This is a genomic window from Moheibacter sp., assembly GCF_049672845.1.
Taxonomy (GTDB): Bacteria; Bacteroidota; Bacteroidia; order Flavobacteriales; family Weeksellaceae; genus Moheibacter.
This window is the reverse complement of the sequence record NZ_JBATWT010000025.1, coordinates 13,345-26,215: the sequence shown is the minus strand read 5'-3', so window position 1 is coordinate 26,215 and position 12,871 is coordinate 13,345. Positions and strand designations below refer to the sequence as shown.

Genomic DNA, 12,871 nt, shown 5'->3' with positions numbered 1-12,871 from the left:
AAATTAAGGTTGGTTGAAATAATGATATTCAAGTTCTTTGAGTACATTTCCGTCATGGTCTTTGATAAACTTCAGACGTCCGGCTTCATCATAATGATAGATTTCTTTCTGTCCGTTGGGATGGATAATCATTTTTACCCCTACTAGTGGTTCATAAATGTAGCAGGTTACGAGTGCTCCGGAGGTATTTAGTAGATTCTCAAATGAACTTTCTATTAACGTACCACCATCACTCAAATCTGCTAAATCCTCTGCTTCAGACGCAATCGTGGTATAGGCAATTCCTTCTACTTTTGCAATAGGGTATTGCCCATTATATCCCCAGATGATGGATACAGGCGTTCCGTCGGCTAAAGTGTATTGTTGAAGATTACCGTTGGGGTCGTACCTGTTGTAAGTGATTTTGAGGTCGTCAGATGGGGGTGTGTCATCCAAAGTTGTTGCTCCTCTTTTAGCAAATACATATTGTGGCAAATTTGCTGAATTAAAGGTAGTTTTTTGAACAGAAATTGGATTACCATCTTCAAAACTAATAACCTCAGTGGGCTCATCTTTTTTATAGGGATGATTGTATTTATACTCTGTTTTGATTTCCTGACCTAATGAATTTAACGTTTTTACCCTGACAGGATTCAAATGGGAGTAAGTATTGTCGTATTCATAGTGGGTAAAATTGGTCATTTTTAAAAGGCCGTTTTCGTAATCTCTGTCGATAGTCTGTTCAAGTTTTACCCAAGCACTAGGGATAAAATAATAGTTATAATAATCACCTTCATCATAACCAAAATAATATCGAGGTTGACCATCCATACATAAATCTATATTAGTAATTGAGGTTGTCAAACCAAAAGCTAATGCATAATTATAAGCTGGATTATAATCCGATGATTCGGAAATGAAATGATAATCAAGGGCATAATAAATATTCTCAATATCTTTTACCAAATCGTTCTGACTATTAAAAAACCTTTTTTTAATCAATTGTCCTCCGGTAAATTCAGTGTGGGGTCGGTAAATAATAGGTTTATCATTAGCTTCTTCTCCCATGCCCAATGCTATAGGAACACTAAATTCATACTCAACAGAATAGTTATTTGTCGCTTCCTTGGTATCTTCAATTATTTCCCTTGTATTCTCATAAAAGACGGACTTACCGTAAACGGAATTTAGATTCAGATGATTCGGGGCTCTGAAATACGTTTTAAACTTACAATAATCAGGAAAACCTTGCCCCTCATCTTGTACTATACAAGGCTTGTTAGACATCACAAATGAAGGAAGTCCTCTGCCCATATAGACACCACCTGAGGTCAATCCTGTAGAGTCCTGAAAATTTATGTAGTTATATTCTTTTTTAAGTTGAGGTATTGTATCTGTCTCATTTTCAAATAAAGAAATAGATTTTGTACGTAAGCTTCCCGCATTTTTGTTCTTAAAGGATTTAGGATTATTCTGAGCCCATGTTAATTTGAAAGAGACACTTATGTGTGCTTGTTCATAAATTGGAGTATTATGCTGCACGTATTTAATTTCAATTCTGTAATTCTTATCAGGATTAAGTGGTGGAAATTTTCTAGTATCGTTCGTGTAGACAAAATTTTGAGGATCTATAGGAATACCTGTAGCATCATCTACAATACGAAACGTATAGTACTCAGACTGAGGTAGTTCATCCGGATTAAGTTGAGGCAAAGGCGCAGGGTTAATTATAAACTTAATTCTGTAATCAAAGCCATCACGGAAGTCATACCCCAAGCTATCAGGCACTTCCAATGGAGCAAAGGAGATCCAATTAGAAGAATGGTAAGGATTATTACCATTGTTATACCAAAAACTCTCACTAATATTATGCTCTCGTTTAAAAAAATGGTTTTCTACAGTATACTCATTTTCATTATAATATTCATCTAATTCATATTCAAACTCTTGTTTACCTCCTGTGGGTAATAGTACTGATTTCAGATTCCCATTTATAGCATAATCTATATTGGGCATTTTTTTGCCACCCCAATTTACTTCGTATCTGATTGGCGTTGTGTTGGGGGCAATAGTGATAAATGATTCAATAGGAGAATTATTTATTTCGCCATTGTAAACGCCCCAATTGTCAACTGAATAAGAAAACCTGTGAGGAAGGTCAATATTGTTTCCATTTCCTGTAGCGGTTTTTTCACCATAATACGTAAAAGAATATTTACTTCCCGAGAGCAATTCTTCAACTGATTTCAATCTTAAACGATTGGTATATTGTGAAATGGGATATTGGCTGTTGGAGAACAATGAACTAACATTTCCTGAATTACTTCTAAAATAATCAGTTGTTAATTGATAGTTCTTTCTTAATTGCAATGCGCCTGATGGTGTTTTGTGATTGACTTCAATGTTTCTAAGAACAACTCCGCCATTTACATCCTCTCTACCAGTGGTTGAATACACAAATTTGATCAACGTATTTTTATACTCTATGGACGAAATGACGTCTTCTTGTGCTGTTGTACGATATGGAAACTTTTCCATTTCCTTGACTTTATAGCCTGTTGAGGCATTAGAGCTGTGGGTTTGAACATCTTGTACAAATTCATAATTACTTATGTAAGAATAATTATTTGGGGTATAATTAAAAATAATTTCATCTCCCTGTGGAAGAATTATGCGCTTTATTTTGTAAGAATATGAGAAACTGGTTTGGTCAACGTGATAAACTGTATTACTACTTTTATACCGACCAAATTCATATTTTATTCCCTTACTATCTATAAGATTTAATTTATCAATGAATGTAACATCATCTTTGGGTATTGTATGAATGTTTCCTGCCGAATCCAGAATAAATTTTCCCGAGTCATTTAATAAGGAATAAGAAAAATAGTCTGGATTTATTTCACTTTTTGAGTCAGAATTTTGAGCAAGAATATAACAAATGCCATTAACCATGGAAGGGAAACCGACTAAGTTCAATGCTTTAAGATAGTCTGTGCTATTAGGAAAAAAATTATAAGGATCATCCAAAGATATTCCTCCGTAGCTATTATCATCATCCGGAAGTCCTCTTACTTCCTGAGAAAGACTTACACCGCCTATATTTAGATTCCATCCAAGCCCTACGAAACTTGAAATTTCATCTACTTTGATTCCTCCGCCAATATAATCAATGCTGATCGGAAAGTTGAAATCACTTCCCTGAATAGTGAAAATCGGAACAGAAAATCCGTGCACACCGGTATAATTACCCTCAGGAATATTGGTGAACTTCTCAAATGATCTTTCAGAAGGTGTTTGCGGGTAATACTTTTCTGTTATATCGTGCTGAAAAGTGTTTCCGGGCGCTTGCGCTATCAGCAAAATAAATTGAAACATTAATATTAATGCAAATAAATTTCTCATAATTCTATAAATTGTTTATTTAACTCCCTTTCTTAATCACTTTCACATCCTGTGTATTTCCATCAATACTGATTTTGAAAATATAGACACCGGGCGGATAACCCTGCAGATCTACTGCAGTCGAGCGATAAGGAAGCTTTTTAGTTTGTAGTTTTTGCCCGTTCAGGTTGAAGACTTGAACTTCGGCTTCTTTGAATTCCTGTGAGATGATGATGTTAGTATATTGATAAGTAGGATTGGGATAAACCTCCACAAGTTGGCGTTCTTCTTCAGATTTCTTTTCATTTCCCAGTTTTACCACCCAATAGTCATTACCTCCGATGCTTGCTTTGTCCTTGTCATCCGACTTTTTAGAGTCTGAGTTTCCTGCAAGGATATAACCGCCGTCCCTTGTTTGGGTAAGACCTTTGAGCTGGTCGGTGCCATTACCGCCAATTGTTTTGCTCCACAACATCTCACCTCTATTGTTTATTTTGATAGCTACAAAATCATTGATGCCTTTGTTGTCGGTTCTTTTTCCAAGGGTCTCAGTGGAAGCATAGCCACCTAATAAATATTCGGGAGAATTGTCCCCTTGAGGGGACTTTAGGGGTGTAGCTTTTGTCACATTTACCAGCATATCCCATTGCCCTGTGTCATAGGTGCTATCCCAAATAGGCTCTCCGTTTTTATCAATTTCCAAAACCCAAAAATCAGTTCCGTTTACACTCCCAGACTTTTTATTCTCAGAGGTTTTGGAGTTGGAACTTCCTGCAAGTAAATATCCGTTCTCTGTTTCTAATATTTGCGCAAGAGACTCATCGCCCTCACCTCCATAGGTACGTTGCCAGACTTCATTTCCCTTTTCATCAGCTTGATGATCCAATAATCATTTATCCCAAGGTTATCGGCTGCTTTGTTGCCTGAAACCGGAGAGTTTGAAGTACCACCCACCAAATAACCACGGTCACTGAGCGGTGCCGAAGGGTCTGTAATTAGTAATGTTTTAAGCTGGTCTGAAAACATTCCGCCAAAAGTCTTTTCCCATTCGATACTACCTGAAGCAGAAAGCTTCACTACCCAATAATCAAAACTCCCATAGCTTGCTTCTGATTTATTTCCGATGATTTCTCCGGTCTTATCCAACATAGGAGAAGAATCAGAGCATCCTCCAATGATGAAACCACCATCCGGTGTCTGCTGAATACTCTGCAATTGGTCATTGCCAATTCCACCCAATGTAATTTGCCATTCTTCTTCACCGGTAGGATCGAGTTTCAAAATCCAGAAATCCATGTTTCCAAAACCATCTTCTGACTTATCTCCCGATCGGGGAGAATTTGAACTTCCGCCCAAAATGAAACCTCCTTCCCGAGTCAAGGACACACTGTAGAGATAGTCACTTGCAGAACCTCCAAAGGTTTTCTGCCATTCCATCTTTCCGGATTCGTCCATCTTCCACAGGAAATAATCCAGGTCACCCTGTCCTTTCTCTGATTTGTTTCCTGAATCAGCCGAAAAAGAACTTCCGGCCAAAAGAAAACCATAATCGGGAGTAGGCTTTAAATCATAAAGGTATTCACTGTGGACGCCACCCAACACTTGTTGCCATTGGATATCCTGTGCTGTTAAAAAAGGAGTTGAGATAAAAGCAAATGCTAAAGTCCAGCATTTACCGAAGTATTTACCCTTCATAATGGGGAATTTAGAGAATTAATAATGTGTTTTAAGGATTTGCAAATTAAGGGTTCAAACCACATTGAAAAAGGGGATTATTCCTGTAAATATTTAGGGCTTTTTCCTGAGAAGAAATTCAAAATAATTACTTATAGATTTCTGCAAATGAAAAGATTTTCAAAATGAATGTAATCAAAGGATTCATCGAGAAAGATTAACTTCTCTTGAAGATATTAAAGATAGCCTGAAACGCTATCCCGGAAACCACTATATGATGCAACTGATTGAATCATTTGTGACTAAGTATCCAGGCAAGCTAGAGCCAGTTCATTTCTATTTCCTTAAATTTGCAGAATTTTAAGATTAATCATGAAAACATCCTTAAGCATTCTTTCGTTATTTTTTATTTTTCATTCCTTATTTGCACAAATGCCGGAAAAAATCCTTGCAGAAGGTTTTAGTGAATATCTCATTCCACATTTTTTAGTCGAAGAGGACAGCACAATAATTTGTTCTGCTAAAAAATATGAGGATGGACAATGGAAGAATTATATAGCAACCTATAATACCCTAACAGGAGAGGTTACGGTAAATAATAATTTTTATCGTTCCTCAAATGTCTACTGGATAAATTTTTCCAACTTTCATAAATTCGAAGATGCTGTTTATTTTGAATACGGAGCTTATTTTTATAAAATAAATTTAGATACTTACCTGCCTGAAGAATTTATTTCAAATTTCGATTTCAAAGCATTACTTGATCATTATTTAATTTATCAGAACGACACGAGTAATCTGACTAAATTCACAATTTTTGACATGAACTCCAATCAAGCCGTAGGAGAATTTAATGCGAATAATGCAGATGCTTTTTTTCTTTACGAAGACGGAATATATTTTTTTGCATCAAAATACTCGTATAATAGACACAACTTTTATATCTATAAATATGATTTGACCCAAAATGAACTAATTACACTGGATCATACGTATTATGACACGAATACTTTTGGCATCACCTCAAAAAGTCATGTACTCAGGCTTGGAAATAATTTGATCTACACCAGCAAACAACCTACAAATTATGGAAAATATATATCTATAAATTTAGAAACCGATACACTTAATCCTGATTTTACATTTAATGTAGGAAATGGTTTTTATGGAAATTCTCCTGAACCTTTTTTGCTAAATGATTTAGTCTATATTCCAAACGAAGATGGAACTTATTTTTCAAATGGAATTGATCAGCCTGTTCTTTCTACTATAGGAACCTTTCCGGGATCTGGCATGACCGAGCATAGTAATTATATGCTGTATCAAAATCAAATTTACTCAAGCCTTACAATAGACGGTAATAGTCAAATATGGAAAACAGATGGCTTTACAAAAACATTATTAAGTGAAAACCTCTGGTCACCATCAACTAATTATGGACGAGAATTTTATAATTCTCTCTACTTTGTGGCAATAGACAACTCAACCCAAGAAAATGGTAGATCAATATTTATTTCAGATGGTACCCAGCAAAACACCTATCCTCTTTTTTCTGCTCCGCATTTTACCATGATAAATCGCATATTTGAGCACGATGGGTATTTGTACTTTTTTGGCGAAGAATCAGATAATACAGCAGATCACGGTTTTTACAAGTTTAAAATAGAAGTACCGGAACCAGCTCCTGATTGTCCTACATTAGTTTCACCTCTTAACAATTCTTCTGATTTGGATATTGTACATATAGATTTCCAATGGGAAGCCCCGGATCAGGAAACCCTATCATATAATTTATACCTTAGTACAAATCAAAATTCTACCACTCCTTATTTGACTGACTTACATACAACTTCAGTTCAGATAGAAGGATTGGAGGCTAATCAAACCTATTACTGGAGAGTTGAGGCAGTAAACGAATCAGGAGTTTCTCAAAATTGTGAAGAATTTACTTTTACTACAGGTGATAATAATTTTGAACCCTATTGTGGTCCCGTCGTATTTGACTTCATCGTAGAACCCATTAGCTTTGTTGGATTCAATGAAATTCAAAATTCAACCTCTTCCAATATCAATGATTCTCCTGATCATGAAATTTTTAATCTTCCCGTTTCCAACCTCCAAGCCGGAGAATCCTATAATTTGACGGTTAAAGGCAACACAAATGGGGACAATCAAAATTATATCATCGCATTTATTGATTGGAACCAGGACGGTGATTTTGATGATGACCAGGAAACCTATCTTTTTTCTCAACCTTTGGTTAATTCCAATGGCGATGATCAGGTATTTGTTACAGAAGAGATTTCCGTTCCCGCTTCTGCCCAGTCCGGTCAAACACGGCTGAGAATCAAAAAAATAAATACACTCACAGAAATAGAGAATCCCTGCTCTATGACAGGTGCCGGGCAAATTGAAGATTATACTGTAAACGTATCAACCTTGGGTTTGCATGACTGGGATAAAAGCGACATCAAGATCTATCCTAATCCATTTAGTGATAATCTGACTATTGAGGCTACTGAAAAGATAAAATATATCGAGATCTATAATGCCTTGGGTGTCAAAATTTCAACTAATGACATAGGAACTAATAAAAAAACTTTGAACCTTAATAATTTACCAAAAGGAATATATCTTTTAAAAATAACGAATGAAAGCTCTTCTACTACCTTTAAAGCTGTAAAAATCTAAATCCTTGCCAGTTCCATGAAATCTGCATGAATCTCATTGGGAATGCCTTTGCTTTTCAGGTCATTGTAGAATGTGGAAAAACCACCGCGTAATTCATAAAGACTGATTGCCAAAAGCAAGATTGGCTTCGCCATTGATTTGTGGTATGATGGTCTGCGATTCTAAGATGGGATAGTAATACAGTAACCATTTCTCAATCAACAATCCGGTAGGAATATAAAGCCTGTTATCTTCAATTCTGATGTAAGGAGAGTTTTCCTGAATGATGTCAATCACACCACGCAACAGCGCAAACTTATAAGTCGTGGACTTGCTGTCCCTTTCGATGATCTTGCTGATATTGTAGAAAACTTGGTTGTTCATTATATTCTTGACTGGAAGTTCAAATATAACAATAAGATTAAAAATTTAATGGCTTTACGGTTTCCCGTAATGCTCTCATAAACAATTCGATTAGTATTGTAATTCAATTGTTATTTTATTACTTTTGGATTACTCTACTAAAAATTAATTAAATGGATACTAAAAAGAAATCTATTCGCAAAGGCGATATCAAAGATTCCGACAAAGGAATTCTAATCTCAGATTTATATAAATTACTATCGTCTACAGATAACACCTCAGAAGAATTATTAAAAAAATTAGAAATTGATTTTGATAAAAAAGAATTCATACCAATTGTAGGCTCTCAAACACTTGTTAATCATTTGTCAGCTATCAACAAAACTCATATTAAAAAAGATCTCATTAGCAATGTAAAAGATATAAAGTTCAATTATGGAGATTTTTTTTCTTTTGGTTTTCATAACATTTCAGATTCTGAAAATTACTTTGGAGAAAAATCCATAATTGCAATTCCTAAATATTCATCTCAACGAGAATTTTTCAGTAATCTCTACAGTATGGATAGGTATGCTGATAAATTGATTAAAAATGAACTTCAAAATATTCTGGATATTAATCTGGAGCTACTTCAAAAAAAAGAAGCCAAAGACAGAAAGTACAGGCTTGTATATTACAAGCCTGAAGAAAAATATTACCTAAGAGCAATAGTTTCTACTGATAATTACTTTGATTATAATAACTCAATTGCTGTTGTTATTGCTCTTCTTACCTTATTTAGTGAAATGAAAAATTCAGGTATGGAATATTCTTTAAAACTATGTGAGTACAATGAATCTAATATTCGAATGTTTTTTGACACTCACGAAACCAGAGAACTTTCAGGTATTGGAAAAGTCAGAAATTTAATTGAAATTTCAAATGACGAAATTAAAAGAGAGGCACTAAAATTTTCCGGTATTTGCTCTATATCTTACAGTGATAAGAATGATAATGCAGAGTTATTTATTAAACCTAAAGATATAAAATCTAAAATATTAACAATTAAACACAATCAAAAACCTGAGAATGCGCTTAAAAGTCTTCTCGATTTTGAAAATGTAGAAGATGTACATAATGAGTTATATGAAGACATCAAAACAATTCAGAAAATAAAAAATCCTGAACAAATAAAATTTTTGGTTCGAAGAAAGATTGAAAATGCTAAAAATGATGCAATCCAAAATTATAAAAGTAAAATTATCAATGAGCTTTCAAATTCAACTACAAAAAATATTATTGATTTAATCAAATTATTCGATAAAATTTATGTTTTTGCAGATGAAGATATTGAAGCAACTGAATACTTACGATTTGTGATTTTTGAAGCGCTAATTAACAGGAAATAATTTCGTATTATATTTGATTATTTTTTAAAGTCAATTATGAGAGATTTTTGTTTTATTGATTTATTTGCAGGAGCTTCAGGAATGTCGGAGGGATTCACTAAAGCAGGATTTAATCCTGTCGCTCACATTGAGATGAATGAAGAAGCCTGCTATACAATAAAAACCAGATCAGCTTATCACTTCCTTAAATCAGAAAACAAATTAGATTTATACTATAGTTATTTAAAAAAAGAAATAACACGTGAAGAGTTTTACAAAAAAATTCCTGATGATATTCTGAATTCAGTAATCAATGTTGAGATAAATGATAATTCAATCAAAGACATTTTCAAAAGAATAAATGAAAAAAACAAAACGATTGATTTAATAATTGGAGGTCCACCATGTCAGGCATATTCTCTTTTGGGAAGATTTCAGGAGAATATTGAAAACGATCCAAGAAATAAACTATACATACAATACGGCAGATTTTTAAAGAAATTTAGTCCTAAAGCATTTGTTTTTGAAAATGTTCCGGGAATTCTCAGTGCAAATAAGGGACAGCATTTTAAACATTTAAAAGCGTATTTCAGAAAACTCGGATATGAGGTTTACCATGATAAACTGGATGCTTCAGACTACGGGGTAGTTCAGGCTCGAAAAAGAATAATCATCATAGGCTGGAAAAAGGAAAACGATTTTGGCTTTCCGGATTTTCAGAAAGTAGATAAAAAATATACTGTTAACGATGCCTTCGAAGATTTACCGGAATTAAAACCAGGTGAAGGTCACCATTCTATAAACTACAAGGAATTAAAAAATAAATATCTCGAAAAGTTTGAACTCAGGAACGCAGTTGATTTTGTTACACAGCATATATCACGTCCCCATAATGAAAGAGATTTGGCAATATACAAAACAGCTATTCAGAAATGGAATAATGAAAAGATAAGATTGAAATATCCTGACTTACCGGAAAAACTTAAAACACACAAAAATGAATCTTCATTTATTGATAGATTTAAGGTAGTTAATGGGACAGGTGTTTCGCATACAGTAGTAGCACATATTGCAAAAGACGGACATTATTATATACATCCAGACGAAGAGCAATGCCGTTCCATCTCTGTAAGAGAAGCTGCAAGATTACAATCTTTTCCCGATGATTTCTATTTTGAAGGTTCACGTTCAGCAGCATTTAAACAAATAGGTAATGCAGTACCACCACTAATGGCTTATGCTATTGCTAAAAAAATGAAAGAATTATTATGAGTAATATTAACAAACATAATATAAAAGCTAAAAGTCATATTTTAAGTCTTTTAGGAGACGAGCTGATTGGTAGTGATAGTCTTGCTATTTTTGAGTTGGTTAAAAATGCTTATGATGCAGATGCAGAAGAAGTAACAGTAGAATTTATAAATCTTAATCAGTCAGATCAGCAAATAATTATTGAAGATGATGGGCACGGAATGACAAATAAAGTCATACAGGATGTATGGCTAACCATTGGTACTGACTTCAAGAGAGGTAAAAATAGAAAAGAAAGTAAAAAATTTAAAAGAGTTTCTTTTGGAAATAAGGGAGTCGGGAGATTAGCTGTACATAAACTGGCTAAAAGAATCACTTTGGAAACACAAGCAGAAGGAGAAATGTTTTCAAGCCGTCTAACCATTGATTGGGTGAAACTGATTGCTTCAAAAGAATATATTCAGGATTTAGAAGTAAGTGTAGAAACTGTAGCAGACCAATTGTTTAAAAAAGGAAAGGGAACCCGAATTATTTTAGATAAACTAACCACTAAAAAATGGACTAAAAAAGCGTTAAAAGATTTGGTAAGAAAAATTGATAATATAAAAAATCCTTTTTCCCCTAACCCAAATTTTAACATAAAAATTAAAGCGAACGATTTTCACCAGGAATGGATAAGTGAAGTTACCAATAGTAATGATATCCTTAAAGATAGTCTGTATCAATTTGGATTTAAAATTAAAGCCAGCGATAGTAATCCTGAAAGTTTTGCTAAGTTTTTATGGAGATATTCTTTTAATCCTCCACCCCAAACAAATATTTCGAAGAGAACCTCTCGGAATACCGATACTTTAAATTTTCATATCGGTGAATTATATAAAGATCTTGATGGTGAAGAAGAGTATAACAGGTTCTTAAGAAATAAAGATTTATCTGATATCGGTACTATTAAAGGTAAATTCTATGTGTTCAATCAAAGTTCTATTCTGTTGAAGATGAATTTTGGAGGACAAATAAATGCTGTTAAACAATTTATTAAAGACAATTCAGGAGTTAAAATATTTCGGGATAATATAAGAGTTTACAATTACGGCGAACAGTACGATGATTGGTTAGGACTTGATTTGGACAAAATTCAAAGAGCAGGCGATCATTTTGGAAAAAAAGTTACAATTGGAGCAGTAGAACTTGATTTAAAATCAAGTAATGATGGTTTGATTGAAAAAACAAACCGTGAAGGTTTTATAGACAATTCTGAGTTTAATAGATTTCAGTTATTAGTAAAAGAAGCTTTTAATTTCTTTGAAAGAGAAGCAGGAAATGATAAAGATTTGGTTGAAGCATTTTTAGAAGAAACACGTCCTGTTAAAAAAGTTGGTTTTGGAGAAACCATAAAGGAACTGGAAAACAAGATTAAGGACAAAAACCTTGAAAAAGAATTAAAACCATTACTTATTCGTGTTGATAAGGATTATACTGAAATGCGGGATATTATGGTAAATTCAGGTATGACAGGTTTAAATTTAGGCGTAGCTTTTCACGAAGTAGACAGAGAGATTAGATTTATTAATGCAGATCTAAATTCTAATAATGTAGATATTGAGGAAGTCAAAGACAAGGTGAGAAACCTAATCCAGATACTGGAAAGTCTGTCTCCTATATTAAGACAAAATAAAAGTTCATTGTCTTCTGCTAAAAAGGTAATAGAAATAGCCAAAAGAAGAAATAATAATCGATTCAATTTCCATAAAATAATTTTTTCATCTCCGGTTTTAACAGGTGAAAATGAAGATTTTAATTTTAAGGTGCCTACAAATCTTCTTATTTCCGCTATTTCTAATTTAATAGATAATGCAATATACTGGACACGAACCCAATCGGACTTTATTAAAAATGTGGATGGAAAATATAAGCCTGCGATTTATGTAGGAACAGATTTATTTACATTTGAAGGACCTGCTATTATTATTGCAGATAATGGTCCAGGATTTTCTTCAGAACCAGAATATCTCACTCAACCGTTTAAAACCAAAAAAGAAGGAGGAATGGGGCTCGGATTATATTTTGCCGATTTAGTAATGAATATGATTGGTGGGAAATTACTTTTCCCTGACAATTCAGATTTAGATATTTCTCAGGTATATAATGGAGCCTGTATCGCATTAGTATTCCCTAAATAGTTA

The 12,871-nt window shown here is 33.7% G+C and carries 8 protein-coding genes; 4 read left to right on the top strand and 4 right to left on the bottom strand.

Annotated features, from left to right (window positions below):
- Positions 1–3 precede the first annotated feature (3 nt).
- From WBF63_RS11965 to WBF63_RS11955, 3 genes are read right to left on the bottom strand one after another with little or no spacing between them, the layout of a single operon-like run.
- Positions 4–3,384, bottom strand: a complete 3,381-nt coding sequence (locus WBF63_RS11965; RefSeq protein ID WP_424369960.1) for a hypothetical protein — start codon at positions 3,382–3,384, stop codon at positions 4–6.
- Between the two features lie 19 nt (positions 3,385–3,403).
- Positions 3,404–4,249, bottom strand: coding sequence for a T9SS type A sorting domain-containing protein (locus WBF63_RS11960; protein WP_424369959.1), 846 nt, complete (start codon positions 4,247–4,249; stop codon positions 3,404–3,406).
- Positions 4,162–5,058 (bottom strand): hypothetical protein, encoded by an 897-nt coding sequence (locus WBF63_RS11955; RefSeq protein ID WP_424369958.1) that lies wholly within the window; start codon positions 5,056–5,058, stop codon positions 4,162–4,164. Before WBF63_RS11955 ends, WBF63_RS11960 begins: the two co-directional genes overlap by 88 nt.
- 351 nt (positions 5,059–5,409) lie before the next feature.
- Here WBF63_RS11955 and WBF63_RS11950 point away from each other — a divergent pair, with 351 nt between their 5' ends.
- On the top strand, positions 5,410–7,728 hold the full coding sequence (locus WBF63_RS11950; RefSeq protein ID WP_424369957.1) for a GEVED domain-containing protein: 2,319 nt from the start codon (positions 5,410–5,412) through the stop codon (positions 7,726–7,728).
- A gap of 93 nt (positions 7,729–7,821) precedes the next feature.
- On the opposite strand, the gene WBF63_RS11945 is transcribed toward WBF63_RS11950, so the two are convergent.
- Positions 7,822–8,091, bottom strand: a complete 270-nt coding sequence (locus WBF63_RS11945) for a hypothetical protein (protein ID WP_424369956.1) — start codon at positions 8,089–8,091, stop codon at positions 7,822–7,824.
- A gap of 152 nt (positions 8,092–8,243) precedes the next feature.
- Here WBF63_RS11945 and WBF63_RS11940 point away from each other — a divergent pair, with 152 nt between their 5' ends.
- The 3 genes from WBF63_RS11940 to WBF63_RS11930 are packed head-to-tail and all read left to right on the top strand — an operon-like array spanning position 8,244 to position 12,868.
- Positions 8,244–9,458 (top strand): hypothetical protein, encoded by a 1,215-nt coding sequence (locus WBF63_RS11940; protein WP_424369955.1) that lies wholly within the window; start codon positions 8,244–8,246, stop codon positions 9,456–9,458.
- A gap of 36 nt (positions 9,459–9,494) precedes the next feature.
- The gene (locus tag WBF63_RS11935) at positions 9,495–10,709 is read left to right on the top strand and encodes a DNA cytosine methyltransferase (RefSeq protein ID WP_424369954.1); all 1,215 of its coding nucleotides are present in this window, start codon (positions 9,495–9,497) and stop codon (positions 10,707–10,709) included.
- Complete coding sequence (locus WBF63_RS11930) at positions 10,706–12,868, top strand: ATP-binding protein (protein ID WP_424369953.1); 2,163 nt, start codon at positions 10,706–10,708, stop codon at positions 12,866–12,868. The genes WBF63_RS11935 and WBF63_RS11930 overlap by 4 nt, the downstream gene beginning before the upstream one ends.
- Positions 12,869–12,871 lie beyond the last annotated feature (3 nt).

Bases quoted from the DNA above. Each gene is read 5' to 3' on its own strand.
- WBF63_RS11965 (WP_424369960.1), bottom strand. From the start codon at position 3,384: ATGAGAAATTTATTTGCATTAATATTAATGTTTCAATTTATTTTGCTG.
- WBF63_RS11945 (WP_424369956.1), bottom strand. From the start codon at position 8,091: ATGAACAACCAAGTTTTCTACAATATCAGCAAGATCATCGAAAGGGAC.
- WBF63_RS11930 (WP_424369953.1), top strand. From the start codon at position 10,706: ATGAGTAATATTAACAAACATAATATAAAAGCTAAAAGTCATATTTTA.
- WBF63_RS11940 (WP_424369955.1), top strand. From the start codon at position 8,244: ATGGATACTAAAAAGAAATCTATTCGCAAAGGCGATATCAAAGATTCC.
- WBF63_RS11955 (WP_424369958.1), bottom strand. From the start codon at position 5,058: ATGAAGGGTAAATACTTCGGTAAATGCTGGACTTTAGCATTTGCTTTT.
- WBF63_RS11935 (WP_424369954.1), top strand. From the start codon at position 9,495: ATGAGAGATTTTTGTTTTATTGATTTATTTGCAGGAGCTTCAGGAATG.
- WBF63_RS11950 (WP_424369957.1), top strand. From the start codon at position 5,410: ATGAAAACATCCTTAAGCATTCTTTCGTTATTTTTTATTTTTCATTCC.